The 18,798-nt window shown below is 70.5% G+C and carries 13 protein-coding genes and 1 pseudogene; 2 read left to right on the top strand and 12 right to left on the bottom strand.

Annotated elements, in window-relative coordinates; all coding sequences use genetic code 11:
* The first annotated feature begins 93 nt into the window (after positions 1-93).
* The gene (locus AB0E78_RS32070; RefSeq protein ID WP_361839956.1) at positions 94-2,448 is read left to right on the top strand and encodes a glycoside hydrolase family 95 protein; all 2,355 of its coding nucleotides are present in this window, start codon (positions 94-96) and stop codon (positions 2,446-2,448) included.
* Between the two features lie 70 nt (positions 2,449-2,518).
* On the opposite strand, the gene AB0E78_RS32065 is transcribed toward AB0E78_RS32070, so the two are convergent.
* The 4 genes from AB0E78_RS32065 to AB0E78_RS32050 all read right to left on the bottom strand — a co-directional run bounded on the left by AB0E78_RS32065 (position 2,519) and on the right by AB0E78_RS32050 (position 8,399).
* Positions 2,519-4,528 (bottom strand): N-acetylmuramoyl-L-alanine amidase, encoded by a 2,010-nt coding sequence (locus tag AB0E78_RS32065; RefSeq protein ID WP_361839954.1) that lies wholly within the window; start codon positions 4,526-4,528, stop codon positions 2,519-2,521.
* A gap of 295 nt (positions 4,529-4,823) precedes the next feature.
* Positions 4,824-5,660 (bottom strand): alpha/beta hydrolase, encoded by an 837-nt coding sequence (locus tag AB0E78_RS32060; protein WP_361839951.1) that lies wholly within the window; start codon positions 5,658-5,660, stop codon positions 4,824-4,826.
* A gap of 137 nt (positions 5,661-5,797) precedes the next feature.
* Entirely contained in the window at positions 5,798-6,991 is a 1,194-nt protein-coding gene (locus AB0E78_RS32055; RefSeq protein ID WP_361839948.1) for an ROK family transcriptional regulator, read from the bottom strand.
* Between the two features lie 268 nt (positions 6,992-7,259).
* Positions 7,260-8,399, bottom strand: a complete 1,140-nt coding sequence (locus AB0E78_RS32050) for an aminoglycoside phosphotransferase family protein (RefSeq protein WP_361839945.1) — start codon at positions 8,397-8,399, stop codon at positions 7,260-7,262.
* A 233-nt stretch (positions 8,400-8,632) separates the two neighbouring features.
* On the opposite strand from AB0E78_RS32050, the gene AB0E78_RS32045 reads away from it, so the two are divergent.
* Positions 8,633-10,132 carry a hypothetical protein gene (locus tag AB0E78_RS32045; RefSeq protein ID WP_361839942.1) on the top strand — a complete coding sequence of 500 codons (1,500 nt, stop codon included), beginning with the start codon at positions 8,633-8,635 and terminating at the stop codon, positions 10,130-10,132.
* A gap of 21 nt (positions 10,133-10,153) precedes the next feature.
* Here AB0E78_RS32045 and AB0E78_RS32040 read toward each other — a convergent pair whose 3' ends face one another.
* The 8 genes and pseudogenes from AB0E78_RS32040 to AB0E78_RS32005 form a co-directional block, all read right to left on the bottom strand.
* Complete coding sequence (locus AB0E78_RS32040; RefSeq protein ID WP_361839939.1) at positions 10,154-11,578, bottom strand: SpoIIE family protein phosphatase; 1,425 nt, start codon at positions 11,576-11,578, stop codon at positions 10,154-10,156.
* A gap of 169 nt (positions 11,579-11,747) precedes the next feature.
* The gene (locus AB0E78_RS32035; RefSeq protein WP_361839936.1) at positions 11,748-12,392 is read right to left on the bottom strand and encodes a response regulator transcription factor; all 645 of its coding nucleotides are present in this window, start codon (positions 12,390-12,392) and stop codon (positions 11,748-11,750) included.
* A 12-nt stretch (positions 12,393-12,404) separates the two neighbouring features.
* Positions 12,405-13,868, bottom strand: a complete 1,464-nt coding sequence (locus tag AB0E78_RS32030) for a sensor domain-containing protein (protein ID WP_361839933.1) — start codon at positions 13,866-13,868, stop codon at positions 12,405-12,407.
* 166 nt (positions 13,869-14,034) lie between these two features.
* Positions 14,035-14,553 (bottom strand): annotated as a pseudogene (locus AB0E78_RS32025) (ATP-binding cassette domain-containing protein); the annotation flags it as partial.
* A 274-nt stretch (positions 14,554-14,827) separates the two neighbouring features.
* Positions 14,828-15,703 (bottom strand): alpha/beta hydrolase, encoded by an 876-nt coding sequence (locus tag AB0E78_RS32020; protein WP_361839930.1) that lies wholly within the window; start codon positions 15,701-15,703, stop codon positions 14,828-14,830.
* 143 nt (positions 15,704-15,846) lie between these two features.
* Positions 15,847-16,512, bottom strand: coding sequence for a LysE family translocator (locus AB0E78_RS32015; protein ID WP_361839927.1), 666 nt, complete (start codon positions 16,510-16,512; stop codon positions 15,847-15,849).
* Positions 16,513-16,853: 341 nt separating this feature from the next.
* Complete coding sequence (locus AB0E78_RS32010; RefSeq protein ID WP_361839924.1) at positions 16,854-17,723, bottom strand: endo alpha-1,4 polygalactosaminidase; 870 nt, start codon at positions 17,721-17,723, stop codon at positions 16,854-16,856.
* 178 nt (positions 17,724-17,901) lie between these two features.
* A complete protein-coding gene (locus tag AB0E78_RS32005; RefSeq protein WP_361839921.1) occupies positions 17,902-18,780 on the bottom strand; it encodes a sugar isomerase in 879 nt (292 codons plus the stop codon).
* Positions 18,781-18,798 lie beyond the last annotated feature (18 nt).

Genomic DNA, 18,798 nt, shown 5'->3' with positions numbered 1-18,798 from the left:
GGAGGGGTGGGTTTTGTCATGCGCCTTGCCAGGCCAGTCATCGGACTTTTAACGTGACCGGTCATGACTCCCGGGATCTCGCGAAGAACCACGATGAAGTCCGCTGTAGGCGGAGCAGCCGTTCTGGCATCGGGCGGAGGTGTGCTCGCCGGTACCGCGACCGCAGCCGATGGAGGGGATAGCGGAGGACATAACAGACGCGACACCTCCGATGAATCGCAGCTCTGGTATGCGAAGCCCGCCGCCGACTGGGAGCGCGAGGCCCTCCCCATCGGCAATGGGGCCCTCGGCGCCATGATCTTCGGCACCCTCGCCTCGGAGCGGCTCCAGTTCAACGAGAAGACCCTGTGGACCGGCGGCCCCGGCTCCCGCGAGGGCTACGACTTCGGCAACTGGCGCGAGCCCCGCCCCGACGCCCTCGACGCGGTGCGCAAGGAACTGGACGAGAAGGGCGCCCTCACCCCCGACGCGGTCGCGGCCGGCCTCGGCCAGTCCCGCCGCGGCTACGGCGCCCACCAGACCTTCGGCGATCTGCACCTCGACATCCCGGGCACCCCGGACGCGCCCGACGCCACGTACCGCCGTGCCCTCGATCTCCGCACGGGCCTCGCGACCGTCACGTACACCCACCAAAGGGTGCGCCACGAGCGGGAGTTCTTCGCCTCCCACCCCGACGGTGTGCTCGTCGGGCGGCTCGGCGCCGACCGCCCCGCGAGTGTCACCTGCACCGTGCGCCACACCTCGCCCCGCGCCGACTTCACCGCGAAGGCCGACGGCGACCGGATCGCCGTACGCGGTGAACTCGCCGACAACGGGCTCACGTTCGAGGCCCAGCTGCGCGTCGTCCACCAAGGCGGCACGCGCACGGCGAACGCGGACGGCAGCATCACCGTCACCGGAGCCGACCACGTCTGGTTCGCGCTCGCCGCGGGAACCGACTACGCCGACACCTACCCCCACTACCGCGGCGACGACCCGCACGCGCTCGTCACCCGCACCGTCGACCGGGCCGTCGCCCGCGGCCACGGCACGCTGCGGGCACGCCATCTGCGCGACCACGGCGACCTGTTCGACCGCGTCGCCCTCGACATCGGCCAGACCACTCCGGCCGACGTTCCCACCGACGAACTGCTCAAGGGATACGGGACAGGAGCGAGCCCGGCCGACCGCGCCCTCGAAGCCCTCTTCTTCCAGTACGGGCGCTACCTCCTCATCGCCTCGTCCCGCCCCGGCTCGCTGCCCGCGAACCTCCAGGGCGTGTGGAACAACAGCACGACCCCGCCCTGGTCGGCCGACTACCACACCAACATCAACCTCCAGATGAACTACTGGCTCGCCGAGGCCGCCAACCTCGCCGAGACCACCGCCCCCTACGACCGCTTCGTCGAGGCACTGCGCGCGCCGGGGCGGCGTACGGCGAAGGAGATGTTCGGCTCACGGGGCTGGGTCGTGCACAACGAGACCAACCCCTACGGCTTCACCGGCGTCCACGACTGGTCGACCGCCTTCTGGTTCCCCGAGGCCGCCGCCTGGCTCACCGCGCAGCTCTACGAGCACTACCGCTTCGGCGGCTCCGCGGAGTACCTCCGCACCACCGCCTATCCCGCGATGAAGGAGGCCGCCGAGTTCTGGCTCGACAACCTCCGCACCGACCCCCGCGACGGCACTCTCGTCGTCACCCCCAGCTACTCGCCCGAGCACGGCGACTTCACCGCGGGCGACTCCATGGCCCAGCAGATCGTCCACGACCTGCTCACCAACACCCTGGAAGCCGCCCGCGTGCTCGGTGACTCGGCGGCCTTCCGCGCCGAGCTGGAGAAGACCCTCGACAGGCTCGACCCGGGCCTGCGCGTCGGCTCCTGGGGCCAGCTCCAGGAGTGGAAGGCCGATCTGGACTCCCAAACCGACGACCACCGGCACGTCTCTCACCTCTACGCCCTGCACCCCGGACGCCAGATCAAGCCGGACAGCGCGTGGGCCGACGCCGCGAAGGTCTCCCTCACCGCGCGCGGCGACGGCGGCACCGGCTGGTCCAAGGCGTGGAAGGTCAACTTCTGGGCACGCCTGCGCGACGGCGACCACGCGCACAAGATGCTCGGCGAGCAGCTCAAGTCCTCGACGCTGCCGAACCTCTGGGACACCCACCCGCCGTTCCAGATCGACGGCAACTTCGGTGCGACGTCGGGCATCGTGGAGATGCTCCTGCAGAGCCAGTTCGACGTCATCGAGGTGCTGCCCGCGCTGCCCGCGAGCTGGCCCGAGGGATCGGTGCGCGGCCTGCGCGCACGCGGCGGCGCGCGCCTCGACGTCGAGTGGTCGGGCGGACGGGCCACACGCATCGTCCTCACCGCCACGCGCACCCGCGAACTCACCGTGCGCAGCAGCCTGTTGAAGGGCGGCCAGAAGACCTTCAAGGCGCGGGCCGGGCAGCGGTACGTCTTCGACTGAGCCGACGCCCTCGTACGCCGGGGCCGGGCCCGCCCTCACGCGGACCCGGCCCCGACCGACCTCTACGGCTCTAGGAGCCCGAGCGCGCCACCTGCACGTCGGCCGCCCGGACGTACGCCACCCGGTGCCCGAACTGGATCTCGTAGTAGACGTCCTTGCCGCGCACCACCTTGTGCGGCGCCGTGTCGAACGTCGGCGCGTAGAAGTACTCGCCCGGCACCTTGTCGCCGACCGCGTACTTCTGCCCCGCGAGCAACTTGTACGGCAGCGGCGTGACCGCCTGCACCGGAACGCCCGCCGGGTAGGCCTCCTTCTCCGGGTAGGCGCGCCCGTACACCGGGACCTCCTTGGCGTCGCCCTTCGGCGTCACCACGAGCCCCTTCGCGTCGACAGCGGTCGGCTGCTTCTTCGGGTTCTTGAACCAGGCCTTCTGGCCCAGGTACCAGACGGCGGTCCAGTCTCCCTGCCGGTCGGCGACCGCGTACTGCTGGCCGGTGGACAGGCGCGCGCCGGTGTCGTTCACGCCGGTCGTCGAGTCGCCGCCGCCGGGGCGCAAGCCGATGTCCTTGATGAGCGGCGCGTCGTCACGCGGCTCGGTGTGGACGCGTACGGCCGCGGAACCGTGCGACGGGCACGTGTCTCCCGGCTTGACGCAGCCCGTGTACACCGGCCGGTTCTTGGCGTAGTCCGGTGCCACCGTGACCAGACCGCCGCTCGGACCCGCCGTGCGCTTGAACGGCTTGCCCATCAGCGTGAAGTAGTGCTGCCAGTCCCAGTACGGGCCGGGGTCGGTGTGCATGCCCGCGATCGTCGAGGGCAGCGTCCCCGGGACGTTGTCGTGGCCGATGATGTGCTGGCGGTCCAGCGGGATGCCGTACTTCTTGGCGAGGTACTTCACCAGACGCGCCGACGAGCGGTACATCGCCTCCGTGTACCAGGTGTCCGGCGCCGTCAGGAAGCCCTCGTGCTCCAGGCCGATCGACTTGGAGTTCACGTACCAGTTGCCCGCGTGCCAGGCGACGTCCTTGGCCTTCACGTGCTGGGCGATGTGCCCGTCGGTGGAGCGCAGGGTGTACTGCCAGGAGACGTACGTCGGGTCCTGCACCAGGTTGAGGACGCCTTCCCAGCGGCCCTCGGTGTCATGGATGACGATCGTGTCGATGCTCTGGCTCTTGGGCCGGTTCCCCAGGTCGTGGTTGCCGTAGTCGTCGTTGCCGTTCGGGTCCTTGAACTCCTCGTACGGCGCCGGGATCCACTCGCACGACACGGTCGAGGGACACTCGGTGTCGCCCTTGGGTGCCTTCCGCAGCCCCATGCCGCGCACCTGCGCGGCATCCGGCTTCAGTCCGGCGACCGCCGCGAGCGCCACGTGCTGCCCGGAGTCCGTGGTGCGCTCCTGGCCGTCGTGGATGACGGCGAAGACGTCATTGGCATACGTCGCCGCGGTGGCCTGGTCGTCGGCTCCGGAGAAGCGGGCGATCGCGCCGTACCAGTCGGCCGGGTCGTCGCTCAGCGGCTTGCCGAGCTTCTTCTGTGCGGCGGCGAGCAGGGCCGCGCCGCCGCGTACGTTCGCCGCCGGGTCCGTGCGCAGCCGCTCGGCGGACTGACCGCTGAGCTCGGCGGCGCGGGGCAACGTCTTGAGCCGGGCGGGCAGTTGGGAGTTCTCCGGCACCTTGGCCGTGAACTCCTTCGGCTTGAGGACACCCCGCGACGCGTCACCGCGCGGGTCTTCCGTGCCCTCGCTGTGGTGCGGGGCGCCGGCGACGGCAGTGCGCGCGTCGGTGAGGTGCATCGGGCCGTACCCGCCGGTCACGCTCGGCGCGCCGCCGTGCGCGTCCCAGCGGGACTGCAGATAGGACACTCCGAGCAGCACGCTCTGCGGTACGCGGTATTCGGCGGCCGCGGCGGCGAAGGCGCCCTGCAGCGAGTCCGACGACGCCCGGGCGGGAGCACCCGGCGACGAGGCGGACGGCGCGGCACCGAGCAGCGGAAGCAGCAGACCGGCGGAGACAAGTGCGCCCGCGGTCCTGACGGCGCGTCTGCGCGCGGCAGGGGTGCGGGCGGTGGCGGATCCTCGCAATGCAGCCTCCTGGGACGGTGAAGCGTGATGGGGCGTGCGGGGCCGGGCGTGCGTCAGTGGTACCGGCTCACCGACGATCCGTCAATCATGCCCAGGGCAACGGATTTCCCATGTCAGCACCGGTCCCGGCGGGTTTCGCCGCAGGAGGCCGCACGGCCTGCGACGCGTCAGTGGATTGGACCAATGAGCAGCACGAACACCGCGGCCACCGCCACGGTCCTGTGGGCGGACCACTCCGGCCGTCAGAGGTCCGGTCCACCTGTTCGGGGGATGGGCGCGGTGGTGCGAGCGGTGCTCAGACGAACCGGCGCACGAAGGCCAGGGCCGTGTCGGCCACCTCCTGCCAGCGGCTGTCGATCGTCAGGGCGTGGTCGCGGCCCGTCATCTCCGTGATCTCGGTGACGCCCGAGTTCTCCCGCTGCTTCTTGTACGCCCCGTTGGCGAGCGCCCAGGGCACGGCGTTGTCCTTCTCGCCGGAGATGATCAGCAGGGGGCCGCGCCGGGGGTTGCGGCAGTCCACGTTCATCTCCGACCGGGGGTTGAGATTGGCCGTGGCCGCCTGGAAGAGCGGTGCGCAGGGGGCCGGAACGGCGTACTTCTCGTAGAGCTCCCTGGCCTCCCGCTCGCTGACGGCGTTGGCGTAGGCATAGCGGAACTGCGCGAAGGTCAGCGGCAGCGCGCGCTTCCGGTTGGCCGGATTGGAGATCACCGGGCGCAGCGTGCGTACGGTCGACACCGGCACCGCCAGAATGCCGCGGAACGGAACGGGATCGATCGCCACCGAGACGGCGGAAAGACCGCGCCCGGCGAGGATCTGCGTGAGCAGCCCCCCGACGGAGTGCCCGACGATGGCCGGTTTGCGCTCCAGGCCGTCGATCAGCCCCGCCAGGTGATCGGCGATCCGCCCGACGGTCCTTCCCGCGAGGGCGTCGGGGCGCTGCCTGGCCTCGGTGACGGTGTCCGCGTCGCCGGGCCAGGACAGGGCGATGGGCACATACCCGGCGGCCTCGAAGTGGGCCATCCAGAGGTCCCAGCTGCTGGGCAGCATCCACAGACCGTGCACGAACACGACCGGAACGCGCTCGGTGGCGGCGTTGGCGCGGTCGATCTGCTGTGCGTCATTGAGGGACATAGCCTGAAGTTACGGTCGCAAGTGCCGTGCGGTACAGGGCAGTTCGCGCTATGGCTGGTGTTGCGCGGTGCTTGTCCGGTCTCCGTGGGCCGGGGGTGCGGGCCGGGGGTGCGTGCGTACCGAGGGGCCGGAGGTGCTCAGCGGACCGCGCCCGCAAGAGCCCGGTCCACCTGCCGCGGGGACAGCGCGTGCTCGACGGCGAGGATGCCCGCGCCGATCGCCGCCGCGTTCTCCCCGGTGCGGCTCGGCTCGATCCGCAGCACATGGGTGGCCAGCGGGTGCGAGCGGCGGTACACCGCTTCCCTTACGCCCGCGAGGAGTTGGTCGTGGACCGCGGCCAGCGCCCCGCCGACCACCACCGTGTCCGGGTTGAAGAAGTTCACCAGGCCCGCAAGGACCTCGCCCACCGCACGGCCCGCCTCGCGCACCATGCGTACGGCATCGCGGTTGCCGGACTTCACCAGGCGTACGACGTCGCTGCCCGACGTCGCCTCCAGGCCGAGCGCGGAGAGCTTGCGGGCGATCGCCGCGCCGCCCGCCACCGCCTCCAGACAGCCGGAGTTGCCGCACCGGCAGGGATCCTCGATGTCACCGACCCGGATGTGCCCGATGTCGCCCGCGCTGCCCTGCGCACCCCGGTGCAGCCGGCCGTCGGCGACGATTCCGCAGCCGATGCCCGTGCCCACCTTGATGTAGAGCAGATAGCGGGTGTCGGGGAAAGCGCGGCGCTGCTCGGCGAGCGCCATCACGTTCACGTCGTTGTCGACAAGGGCCCGCGGGCCGAACCGCTCAGTGAAGAACTCCGGGATGGGGTACTGGTGCCAGCCCGGCATGATCGGCGGATCCACCGGCCGGCCCGTCGAGAACTCCACGGGACCCGGCACCCCGACCCCGATGGCCTGCAGGGAAGCGGGGTCGCGGGCCGCCTCGTCGAGCAGGGTGTGCAGGGTCCGCTCGACGTGGCCGAGCACCTCCTGCGGGCCGTCCGCGATGGACAGCGGGTCCTCGCGCAGGGCGAGCATCTCGCCGCCGATGTCCAGCAGGGCGACCCGGCAGTGCGAGGCACCCAGGTCGACTCCGGCGACCGTGTGTTCGCGGGTGCGCAGGCGAAGGCGCCGGGGCGGGCGCCCGCCCGTCGAGCCGCCGTCCGCCTCCTCGATGAGGAAGCCGTGCGCGATGAGCGCGTCCACCCGCTGCGACACCGTCGAGCGCGCGAGCCCCGTCATGCGGGCGATGTCGGCGCGGGTCTCCGCCGCTCCCGTGCGGAGCAGGGCGAGGACTTCGCCGGGTGAGGCCGGTACCGAAACGGGGTGATCCGGCGCTCCAGACATGGCAGCAATTTAAGGGACGAGTTTGGCTGCTCACAAGGCCGATACTGTTCGGTGATCAACCTACGGCTCCATTCAACTCCCTTATGCAGGACGCTGCTTGGTACCGCGACAGACCAAAGCTGCCTCATCGCATTGCTCTGTACTCTCTGTACTCCTATGACGTAGGCGCGGTCAGTTCACCACGTCATAGTCACCCGGAAGTGGCCGGGGGCATAGACAAGGCCGCAGTGCGCCGCTGTCCACGGCGCACTGCGGACCTCGTCCCCCGTCAGCGAGTGCCGACCGCCGCTCGCACGGCCCTGCGGGCCAGCTGGCAGTCGTCGTGCAGCCGCCTCAGCAGCAGCCGCTGTTCCTCACCGGACGGCACGGCGCCCGAGTGGGCGGGTCCCGGTGCCGCAGGCGTCGCGTCGTGCATCGACCGCTGCACGGCCATCTCGTACGTACGGATCTCCCGGGTCAGCACCAGCATCAGGTTCACCAGGAACGCGTCACGCGCCGCCGGTCCCTGCTCCTGCGCCAGCTGACTGATCTCGCGCCGCGCGACCGGTGCGTCACCGAGCACCGACCACAGCGTCGCCAGGTCATAGCCAGGGAGATACCAGCCGGCGTGCTCCCAGTCCACGAACACCGGGCCCGCGGGGGACAGCAGGATGTTCGACAGCAGGGCGTCACCGTGGCAGAACTGCCACGTGCCGTGCGGCCCGGCCGAGTGTGCGATGCCGTGCAGCAGCTTCTGCAGGTCGCCCATGTCCCGGTCGGTGAGCAGCCCCAGCTCATGGAAGCGGTTGATCCGCTTGCCGTAGTCCATGGGCCTGCCGAACAGTTCCTGCGGAGGACGCCACCGGTTGAGGTGGCGGATGGCGTTGAGCGCCAGTCGCACGTCCGCTCGCGGCGGCGGCTCCACGGGGTGGCGGGACAGCGCGGCGACGCGTCCCTGCATCCGCTCGATCACCAGCGTGCAGTCCTCGGGGTCCGCGGCGATGAGCCGCGGGGCCCGGACCGGAGGACGGTGCCGGACGAACGAGCGGTATACCGCTATCTCGTGCCGGATCCGCTCGGCCCACACGGGCGAGTGGTCCAGTAAACATTTGGCGATCGCGGTGCTGCGCCCTGTCGTTCCCACCAGGAGTACGGTGCGTCCGCTGCGGCGGAGCACCTGTACCGGATTGAACTCCGGACAGATGCGGTGCACCGAGGCGATCGCGGTGCGCAGTTGCGCCCCCTGGGGGCCTGACAAGTCGAGTCTCCCGCTGAGCGGTTGCGTGCCGGGCCCCGGAACGCGTCGCGTTCGGCCGGCGCCGAGCGACCCGGCCGCGGGGCGCGCGGGCTCCAGATACGGGCCGCTGCCGGGCTGGCGGCTGTGCAGTGGCCGGGGCGGGGCGGACACGGAGGACGATGCTGTGTACATGGGCGATACAGATCCCTTCGTGTGCCTGCGAATTGCTGCGCCTCCGCCCCGGCCCCCTTGGGAGCACCCTGGGGAATGTCCCGCGGCGAGCCGGGTCGGGGTGGCGCATTCCTACCTGACACCCGGCGTCCCCTGGCACACCATCTGGCGCACCCTGGCGAACCCTGGCGAATAGTCGCCCAGCAACTGACAGAGGGTTACTGTCAACTCAGCCGAGAACCTGGGGGCTTGACGTGAACGGACAACCCAATACCCGACTGTCGGACCTCTTCGGCCTGACAGGCTGGTCCAAGGGGGAGCTCGCGAGACTGGTGAACCGGCAGGCGGCGGCCATGGGCCATCCGCAACTGGCCACCGACACTTCGCGGGTACGGCGTTGGATCGACATGGGGGAAATCCCCCGCGATCCCGTGCCCCGGGTATTGGCGGCTCTGTTCACCGAGCGTCTCGGCCGTGTCGTGACCATTGAGGATCTTGGTCTGGTCCGGCACGGGCGCGTGGGGAAACGGCGGGCCGACGGGAGTGTGGAGCACCCCGACGGCGTGCCGTGGGCGCCCGAACGGACAGCCGCGGTCCTCACCGAATTCACGGGAATGGACCTCATGCTCAACCGACGCGGCTTGGTGGGCGCGGGTGCCGCGCTCGCCGCCGGCTCCGCACTCACCAGCGCCATGCACGACTGGCTGCACACCGATCCGGCCCTCGCTGCCGACGCTCCCCGAACCAACCGTCCCCTGCACGCCGACCCCGCTGGGTTCGACCGCTATGAGGCTGCCCCCATCGGGTCGCAGGAGATCGAGGAACTGGAGACCTCCGTCGAGGTGTTCCGGGCGTGGGACGCGGCCCGCGGCGGCGGGCTGCAGCGCAAGGCTGTGGTGGGCCAGCTCAACGAAGTGGGCGGCATGCTCGCCTACCGACACCCCGACCATCTCCAGCGCCGCCTGTGGGGCGTCGCTGCCAATCTCGCCGTCCTCGCGGGCTGGATGTCGCACGACGTCGGCCTGGAGCCCACGGCGCAGAAGTACTTCGTGATCGCCGCGCACGCGGCCCGCGAGGGCGGCGACCGGCCGCGCGCCGGTGAGGCCCTGTCCCGGGCGGCACGCCAGATGGTTCATCTGGGGCGGCCCGACGACGCTCTCGACCTGATGAAGCTCGCCCAGTCGGGCTCAGGGGAGGAGATGCTGCCGCGCACGCAGGCCATGCTCTACACCATCGAGGCCTGGGCACAGGCGTCGATGGGCAAGGGGCAGGCGATGCGCCGCACCCTGGGCATCGCGGAGGATCTGTTCGTCTCGGACAAGGGGGACGTGCCCCCGCCGAGCTGGATGCAGATGTTCGACGAGGCGGACATGCACGGCATGCAGGCCCTGGCCTTCCGCACCCTCGCCGATCACGACGCGTCCGCCGCCAACACCGCCCAGCGCCATGCCAGGGAGGCGATCGACCTGCGGTCCAAGGGCCGCGACCGCTCGCAGATCTTCGACTACATCTCGCTGGCATCGGCCTGCTTCATCGCCGACGACCCCGAACAGGCCGACCGGTACGCACGGTTGGCGCTGGTGTCGATGGGATCGAACTCCTCGCACCGCACCTGGGACCGGCTGCGCGAGATGTACCGCCTGACCGCTCAGTACTCGGGCTACCCGAAGATCCAGGACCTGCGTGAGGAGATCAAGCTGGCCCTGCCGAAGGCGGCGGCCAAGACCGGAGGTGGCAGCCGGGCCCGGGCGTAGGGACCGGCTGGTTGGTCCGTTTCAGGAGTTGATCCGTGCGATCAGCAGGCAGGCGTCGTCCTCACGCGGGGCCACGCCGAACTCTTCGATGACCCTCCGCACGCAGTCCTGCGCACCCCGCGTGTCCATGAAGCGTGGCGCGAGCGCGAGCAGCCGGCTCGTGGCCGCGTCCCTGGTGCGCCGGGGAACCAGTCCATCGGTGTGCAGCAAGAGGAGGTCACCGGGCTCAAGGTGCTCTTCGGCCTGCTCGTACGTGGCTCCGGAGGTCGCCCCGAGGATCACTCCGCCCGGCGGCGTCAGTGCGCGCCCCGTCCCTGCGCGGAACAGCAGTGGGGCGGGGTGACCCGCCTGCGCCCAGCTGAGGGTGCGGGTGGCCGGGGTGTACTGGCAGCAGACTGCGCTGCCGAGGGCCGGTTGCGCGGTGTTGTCCAGTAACTGGTTGAGCCAGCCCATCAGTTGGGCCGGGCGCACTCCGGCGACCGCCATGCCGCGGACGGCGCCGAGCAGCATCGCCATGCCCGACGTGACGGTGACGCCATGTCCCGTGAGGTCGCCGACGCTGAGGAGGAACTGGCCGTCGGGCAGCTCCATCGCGTCGTACCAGTCACCGCCGATCAGTGAACTCGTCGAGGAGGGGAGGTAGTGCGCGGCGAGGTCGAGCGCCGCGGGTCCGCCGTGCGGGAACCGCAGGGAGCCGCGCCACGGCGGCAGCACAGCCTCCTGCAGTTCGACCGCGAGCCGGTGCTCTGTCTGCGCGATGTGCCGCTGGCGCTGCAGCGAGTCACGGGTCTCGCGCACCACCCGCTGGCTCCGGCGCAGCTCGCTGACATCGCGCAGCACCGCCCACATCGAGGCGGTGCTGCCGTCAGCGGCGAGCACGGGCTCGCCCATCATGTGCACTTGTCGTACGCCGCCGTCGGGGCGCACGATGCGGAACTCGCCGTCGATCGGCTTTCCGTCGACCAAGCAGTCCGTGACCATGGCCGTCAGCATCGGCTGGTCGTCGACGTGCACCAGGGAGGGCAGCTCGTCGAGGGAGAGCGGGGGAGCGCCCGGGTCCCGCCCGAGGATGTGGTACAGCTCGCCCGACCAACTCGCCTCGTCGCTCAGGAGGTTCCACTCCGCGCTGCCCACCCGGCTGAGCAGCGAGCCGCGCTGCGGTTCGAGCGGCGGGGGCACGGCCGGAGCGGCGGGCTCGACGGCCGACGGCACGGGTCCGTCCCGTAACTGCGCGAGGTGTTCGTCCAGGTCGTTGAGCTGATGGACCGCCAGGTCGCAGAGGGCTCGCTGCCAGCGCCCCTGTGGGTCACTCTGGTCGGGCTCGGCATCACGGCGCACCGCGTCGACCTCGCCGCGGAGCCGGCGCGTCTGCGTGATCAGCGCTTCGACCGAGCCGCGCTCGGGCGGCTGGGCGGAAGGGCGGTCCGCGAAGACATGGGACGGCATGAGGTGCTCCGTTGAGGATGCGGTGCGACCAAACGGGCGGGATGGACCGCTAATGACTTTCGCACAGCGGGGGGTGGCTCGTAAGGGATTTGGCAACACACGACGCGTGGGTGCTTCTGGCATATGTCTATGTCCTTCGGAACGATATGTTCCGACGGCTCGGTCCCGATCACCCGCGCAAGTACCGAATAACAGCCAGAACACGGCGATTGTGGTCATGTGACGCGGGCAGCCCGAGCTTGTCGAAGACGGCGGCCACATGCTTCTCGACGGTGCCCGCCGAGATGACGAGGCTCTGCGCGATCGCCGCGTTGGACCGGCCCTCGGCCATCAGCGAGAGGACCTCGCGCTCCCGGTCGGTCAGGGGCGCGAGCTCCTCCGCACGGCGACCGGCCCCGGCCAGCTGTGTGACGACCTCGGGGTCCAGTGCGGTGCCGCCCCCGGCCACCCGCTCCAGGGCGTCGGTGAACTCCGCGATGTTCGCGACGCGGTCCTTGAGCAGGTAACCGACGCCCGCCGAACCCGCGGCGAGCAGCCGCGTGGCGTACTTCGTCTCCACGTACTGGGAGAAGAGCAGCACTCCCGTGCCGGGGTGGTCGCGGCGGATGTCGATGGCGGCACGGAGCCCTTCGTCCGTGTGCGTCGGCGGCATCCGGATGTCGGTCACCGTGACGTCCGGGCGGTGCTCGGCGACGGCGGCCCGCAGCGCGTCCGCATCGCTCACCGACGCACAGATCTCGTGCCCGCGCTCCACGAGCATCTGGCCCAACAACTCCCGCAGTACCGCGGCATCCTCAGCGATCACGACGCGCATGGCGGCATGCTCTCACGCGTGCAGCGGCAGCTCGACGGTGACCGCCGTCGGCCCGCCGTCGGGACTTCTGACATCCATCCGCCCATCGACCGTACGTACGCGTTGCACCAGTCCCGTCAGACCGCTGCCCGCACCGGCGTCCGCGCCTCCGTGGCCGTCGTCACCGACCTGGAGGAGCAGCCGCCCGTCCAGCTGGGCCACCGTGATCGAGGCCCGCCGGGCCCCGCTGTGCTTGATGACGTTCGCGAGCAACTCGGCGGCACAGAAATACGCGATGGTCTCGATGGCCGGGGTCGGACGTTCCGGTATGTCCGTCACCAGGTCGACGGGGATGCTGCTGCGCGCGGTGAGCGTGGCGAGCGCGTCCGGCAGACCGTCGTCGAGGACCGGGGGATGCAGGCCGCGAGCCAGATCGCGCAGTTCCGTGAGGGCCTCGGTGGCGTTGTGGTGCGCCCCGTCGACGAGTTGACGCAGACGAGCGACATCCAGTGCTCTGCCACCCGCGCCGTCGCTGTCGCCGTCGCCGGTGCCGTCGCCGGTGCTCCCGCTCTCGCTCGCGTTGAGCCGCTGCCTGATCATGTCGAGGCTCATCGCCACCGCGACGAGACGGACCTGCGCCCCGTCGTGCAGATCGCGCTCGATGCGGCGGAGCAGTGCCACCGAGTCGTCCACGGCCAGCGCTCGCGTCTCCTCCAAGTCACGTACGCGATCGGCCAGTTCACCCGGGCCGAGCAGGGCGCCGATCAGCCACCGATCGGCGTCGGTCACCAGGCGCGTCACCCAGGGCGCGCAGAGCAGGGTGGCCACACCGATGGCGACCGCGAGGAACGTACCGGCGAAGGTGTCCGCGTCCAGACCGCCGAAGGGAATCGGCGTGAGCACCGGCATGCCTTCGGGGGACCCGGGCTCGGGCTGCTGCCCGAACGCCGCCCACCGCAGCGGTGCGGTGAGGTTGATGAGCCCCGTGAGCCACCACAGGACGGCATACGCCCCCAGACAGCCGACCGGCAGCTTCGCCAGCACATAGGCCGCCGACCGCCAGCCGGTCCCGTCCCACAGCCGGGCGTCGAGGCGGCTGACCAACCGTCCCTCCGGACGCAGCGGCGGCGGCGCGGTCGTCCGATCCCCCAGGAACACTGCCGCAAGGCGACGATGGACGCCGCCCAGCGCCCTGGCCAGCTGAAGCCCCGTGATGAACAGCAGCGCGCCGAGCACGGCGAAGACCACCGACACGGTGAACCCGCCGCCCAGCGCAAGCGCCACCGCGAGGAGCACACCACCCGCGAGCCCCAGCGGGAACCCGATCAGGCAGTACGCGGCCTCGGCCCACGCCCGCCGGGTGAGGGGGGCGCGGCCCACGGCGCGTGCGAGGGCGCGCGCCCCTCGCGCGGCGGGCGGCGTCCCGGGGTGCTCCGGCGCGCCGGAGGGGGTGGCGCCGGCAGCTGTGGCGGTGACCCGCGGGCGTGTGACGTGCATGGAGACCAGTGTCCTGTCAGGCGTCGCGGCGGGCCAGCGTGCGCCACCCCGCGCCGAGGGAGAGAGCTGCGTACAGACACATCACGCCGAAGCCGGCCCAAGGGGAGAGGACGTCGGCGACGGGCTTGGAGGCGGGCAGGGAGTGACCGCGCGCGGTCAGTTCCCGCACCGAGGTGTCGGCGAGGAGGCGTCCGCGGCCTATCACCACCAAGTGATCGGCGGTGAGCGCCATTTCACTGATCAGGTGACTCGACAGGAGCACCGTCCGGCCCTCGGCGGCGAGGGACTTCATCAGATCCCTGATCCAGCGCACGCCCTCGGGATCGAGACCGTTGACGGGCTCGTCGAAGAGCAGCACCCCCGGATCACCGAGCAGCGCCGCAGCAATTCCGAGGCGCTGCGCCATCCCCAGCGAGAAGGCGCGTCCCGGATGGAACGTACGGGCCTCGAGCAGTGCCCCTACTTCACGCAGGGGCCAGCGCAGATCGCCGTACGCCCGACCGCCGATCCTGGCCTGCCCGGCGTCGGGCCGGTCCAGCCCCATGATCATGCGCAGGGTGGTCGACTTGCCCAACCCGTTCGGCCCGAGAAACCCGGTGACCGCGCCCGGCAGCACGTCGAAGCTCAGCGCGTCGACGGCGACGGTGGGTCCATACCGCTTGGTGAGACCTTGAGCCTCGATCATCACAACTCCCGCTGCAGACCTGGTGGGGTCGGACAACCTCACGTTAGGTCTCGGCGAGGACCCGCCGGAACGCGGTTTTCCTCCGTCTGGCCTGGGGGTTTTCCCCCAGGCTCAGCTGGATTCTTCTCCTGGTGACCGGCTGCCTCTTGTCCCCGAGCGTGGCCACAGTCGACGGCATCAGCCTGGCCGCCGCGTTCCGTCGGTCGGCGGAGTCTGCAGGCCGTCTCGCGATGGATTGTTGGCTCGGCTCTCGTGCCGTACATCGTGATGGTGGCTACGCGAGATCTGCGCCGGCGTCGAGGAACTCGGCGAGCGCGGAGGCCAATGGTCCGGGGGCCTGTTCGGCGATGTGGTGTCCGGAGTCGATGCCATGTCCGGATACGTCATCGGCCCAACGCCTCCAGATCACACGGGGGTCTCCGTACAGGTCCTCCAAGTCGTCTTTAAGGGACCAGAGGGCCAGCACAGGACAGGCGAGGCGTGCACCGGCGGCGCGATCGGCTTCCTCGTGTTGCCGGTCGATGGTGAGGCCCGCGCGATAGTCCTCGAGCATCGCTCGTACCACGTCGGGATTACGCGTGGCCTGGCGCCACTCGGCGTAGTTCTCCTCTCCCATGGTCACGGGGTCGCCGCGGTACCAGCTGTCGGGGTCGGCGCAGATGACGCGTTCGGGGATGTCCGGTTGGGCGAAGAAGAACCAGTGCCACCACTGGGTGGCGAACTCGGCGGTGATCCGCGACAGATGCTCTGTCAGCGGCAGGCAGTCCGCGAACACCACCCGGGAGACGACCTCGGGGTGGTCCAGCGCGAGGCGCAGAGCCACGCTGCCTCCGCGATCATGTCCGACGAGTGAGAACCGGCGATGCCCGAGGTAGCGCATCACGGCCACCACGTCCTGGGCAACCGCACGTTTGGAATAGCCGGCATGATCCGCCGTGAAGTGTGGTCCCCTGGAGCGTCCGTATCCCCGCAGGTCCGGACACACCACTGTGTGGCCGGCTCGTACGAGCAGCGGGGCGACCCGGTGCCACGTGGCCGATGTGCGGGGGTGCCCGTGCAACAGCACCACCGGCGGGCCCGTCCCACCGGAGCGGACGAAGACGGAAGCATCACCGACATCGATCTGAGCGGTCTCGAACCCGTCGAACATCAGACCTCCCTGAAGGCAACTAGTGGATCGGGTGTGGGTGGAGTCGTTCACCGGACTGGGAGTGGATCAGCTCGGGCGGCTGCTGGAAGTGGTGCGGCCCGCGTCTTTCCATGACGACAAGGACGCGAGCGGGCAGCGAATGGTCAGGCGGAGGTGGCAACCGCCCCGCCGATCCCGATGAACAGCCACCCCGACACGATGTCCCAGCGCCGCTGGATCCTCGGCCGGGCCAGCAGCACCCGAGCGCGGCCGGCCACGGCCACCAGTGCGCACCAGTAGGCGACCCCGATCGCGATGTCGGCAGCCCCCAGAAGAAGGATCTGCCGCGTCGTGGTGCCGCTGCTGGTGTCGACGAACTGCGGGAGAACGCTCAAGAAGAACAGCGCCGCCTTCGGGTTGAGCACGTTCGTCAGAAACCCCTGAGTGAAGCTGCGCCGCCGCCCGTCCGGAGACGCGCCCCCGCCGGACGGGATCACGCTCGGGACCCGCCTTTCGTGCGGGGGCGTTTCGGCGACACGGCATCGGGCGCGTCGCGCGGTGATCAGCGAGCGGACACCGAGATGGACGAGGTAGGCCGCGCCCAGCAACTTGATGGTCTGGAAGACGGCGGCGGACCGGGCGGCAAGCACTGACAGCCCCAGCACCGCGGCTGCCATGTGAACGACCAGTCCACTCTGAGCGCCCAGCGCGGCCGCGCGGCCCTCGGCCCGGCCGCGCGTCGCGGCGCGTACGACGACGAGGAAGTCAGGTCCGGGGATCAGATACGCCAGCAGCACCACCCCGAAGAAGCCCAGCAGATCCATCGACATTGATCCCACTCCTAGCCCTAGCCACCCAGCCAGCCCAGCCGGTCGGACGCGCAACGCACGCGCTGCCCCTTCGGACAGGCGCAGCTCCCTCATCCGTCTACCCCGTGAACGGCCCTCACCCCGTAACTGCCCCACCTTCAGCGCCATCGGGAGGAAATTTCGCGTGCTTGATGCGGGTGTGGCCGGCTTCGGGCCGGTGGCGTCGAAGGGGGCGTACCAGATGGAGTGCCACGGGGCGGACGTCGACGTTGGTCGTGAAACGGGCACGAGCGGGCGACTGGGCTTTCCGCCCAGTGCCGTCAGCCCAGTGCCCTCAGCCCAGTGCCCTCAGCCCAGTGCCGTCAGCACTGTGCGAAGACGTACCTCTTCGTCCCCTTGGGGCTGACGTCGCGGTCGCGCAACGTGATCGACAGGCGATCGGCCCAGGCATCGCAGGCGTTGCGGTAGTCCTTGCGCGTGTACTCGACGGCGAAGACCTTGTCGTCGTAGGCGTCGGCGAAGTCGCCGCACTCCTTGTACGCCGCGCACTCCTCGACGACGGCGAAGTCGAAGCCGATGCGGCCGCGCTCGGGAAGGAGGTCGGTGGTGTTCTTCTGGGCGATGGCCAGACCGCGGCTGTGGGCCCGCTCGGCCAGCAACTTGGCGAAGGCGGCGGCATGCTTGGGCGTGAGGAGGTCGTCGGAGCGCTCGTAGGAGTCGAGGTTGTCCGGCTCGACGGCGTCGTAACCCGACTTCGCACAGCTGTCGATCCACGGGCCGACGACGTCCATCAGCTGGCGGCGCTTGCCGGGCGTGGAGATGTCCAGAAGTGGCTCTTCCCAGTCGTCGTCGACCACGAGGGAGCCGTCGTCGTCCTTCAGGAGCAGGTCGGGGTGCTTCTTCTTCCACCAGGCGATGGCGTCGCCGGGCTGGGCCTGGAAGGCGTTGACGTAGCACACGTTGTACAGGCCCTTGGCCGGCTTGGCGGAGCGGTCGCGGGAGACCGCCTGTACGGCGTCGGCGGGCGAGTAGGGGCCGCCGAGCTGGTAGTCGAAGACGGCGTCGGCCTCCGGTGCGCGCACGGTGCCCGCCCGGTCCGTGGCCGGGGTGTCCTTGCCGTCGTCGGTGGAGCAGGCGGTGGCCAGGACAAGGGCGGCGGCGCAGGCGGCCAGTCGACCCGGACGCGAGCGGAATAGGTGGTCAGGGCGGTGCGGGCGGTACGGGCGGTGCATTGGAGGCTTTCGTTCGGGGCGGTGGTCGGCGAAGGACTCCGCCGACCAAGGACGGGCCAGGGAGCCCGGGAGCCCGTCCTTGTGTCGAAGCGTCGAAGTGTCGAAATGTGACTCGATGTCGATCTTACGTACGTCCGTCGGCCGAGCCCCCGGCGGCCAGGCAGAGTGAGGGCGGCGATCAGGCCAGCACGACCGAGCGGGTCAGATGCGCCGGCCGGTCCGGGTCGCGCCCCGCGTCCTCGGCGAGCCGCACGGCCAGCCGCTGGGCGAGGACCAGTTCCGCGAGCGGGTCGAGCTCCGGGCCGCGGAGATGCGCGCCGGTGGCTTCGATTTGGGCGGCGAGCTCCGCGGGCAGCGGGGACAGGCTCCACACCGCTCGGCCGGGACCGGCCACCGCGATGGGCCCGTGGCGGTACTCCATCGCCGAGTAGGACTCGGTCCAATGGGCCGCCGCCTCCCGCACCTTGAGCGCCGCCTCGTGCGCGAGCCCGGTGTGCCAGCCTTCACCGAGGAAGGTGATCTGCTCGGCCGCGATCAGTTGCGGATCCAGCGGTGCGCTCAGGGCCGTGGACACGTCGGTCAGCGCCCGGTCCAGGTCGTGGCCCAAGTGGGCCAGCATCAGCGCCAGTTGCGTGGTCGGATAGCGGGTCTGCACCACGGACCGCTCGTCGGCGTGGTCGAGGATGATCACGTCGTCGGCGGCGGCCGCCGCAGGCGACCGCGGCACCGCCGTGAGCGTGGTGATCCGCGTGGTGGGGAGGGCCGACCCGAGGGCGGTGAGGATCTCGGTGGTGGTCCCGGAGCGGGTCAGGGCAAGGATGCGGTCGTACGGCCGGTGCAGCCGGGCCGCGGAGGCGGGGAACGCGTCGGTGGGGCCGTGCCCCAGGTCCTCGCGCAGGTGGGCGTAGGCCTGGGCCATGAACAGCGACGTACCGCAGCCGATCACGGCGACCCGCTCGCCCTTGGCGGGCAACGCCTGCGCGTACTCGGGGAGTTGCTTCAGCGCGTACTCCCAGCACTGCGGCTGTGTGTCGATTTCCTGGCGTGTGAGCGACATGGAGGGTGCTTTCTCTGT

The sequence above is a fragment of the Streptomyces sp. NPDC032198 genome (assembly GCF_040636975.1).
Taxonomy (GTDB): Bacteria; Actinomycetota; Actinomycetes; order Streptomycetales; family Streptomycetaceae; genus Streptomyces.
Note: the sequence above shows the minus strand (reverse complement) of the source record. Positions and strands in the feature narration are given on the sequence as shown.

What these genes read in the sequence shown, in the direction of transcription:
- AB0E78_RS32030 (WP_361839933.1), bottom strand. Translation starts at nt 13,868, where the DNA reads ATGCACGTCACACGCCCGCGGGTCACCGCCACAGCTGCCGGCGCCACC.
- AB0E78_RS32020 (WP_361839930.1), bottom strand. Translation starts at nt 15,703, where the DNA reads ATGTTCGACGGGTTCGAGACCGCTCAGATCGATGTCGGTGATGCTTCC.
- AB0E78_RS32035 (WP_361839936.1), bottom strand. Translation starts at nt 12,392, where the DNA reads ATGCGCGTCGTGATCGCTGAGGATGCCGCGGTACTGCGGGAGTTGTTG.
- AB0E78_RS32005 (WP_361839921.1), bottom strand. Translation starts at nt 18,780, where the DNA reads ATGTCGCTCACACGCCAGGAAATCGACACACAGCCGCAGTGCTGGGAG.
- AB0E78_RS32060 (WP_361839951.1), bottom strand. Translation starts at nt 5,660, where the DNA reads ATGTCCCTCAATGACGCACAGCAGATCGACCGCGCCAACGCCGCCACC.
- AB0E78_RS32040 (WP_361839939.1), bottom strand. Translation starts at nt 11,578, where the DNA reads ATGCCGTCCCATGTCTTCGCGGACCGCCCTTCCGCCCAGCCGCCCGAG.
- AB0E78_RS32050 (WP_361839945.1), bottom strand. Translation starts at nt 8,399, where the DNA reads ATGTACACAGCATCGTCCTCCGTGTCCGCCCCGCCCCGGCCACTGCAC.
- AB0E78_RS32055 (WP_361839948.1), bottom strand. Translation starts at nt 6,991, where the DNA reads ATGTCTGGAGCGCCGGATCACCCCGTTTCGGTACCGGCCTCACCCGGC.
- AB0E78_RS32010 (WP_361839924.1), bottom strand. Translation starts at nt 17,723, where the DNA reads ATGCACCGCCCGTACCGCCCGCACCGCCCTGACCACCTATTCCGCTCG.
- AB0E78_RS32015 (WP_361839927.1), bottom strand. Translation starts at nt 16,512, where the DNA reads ATGTCGATGGATCTGCTGGGCTTCTTCGGGGTGGTGCTGCTGGCGTAT.
- AB0E78_RS32070 (WP_361839956.1), top strand. Translation starts at nt 94, where the DNA reads ATGAAGTCCGCTGTAGGCGGAGCAGCCGTTCTGGCATCGGGCGGAGGT.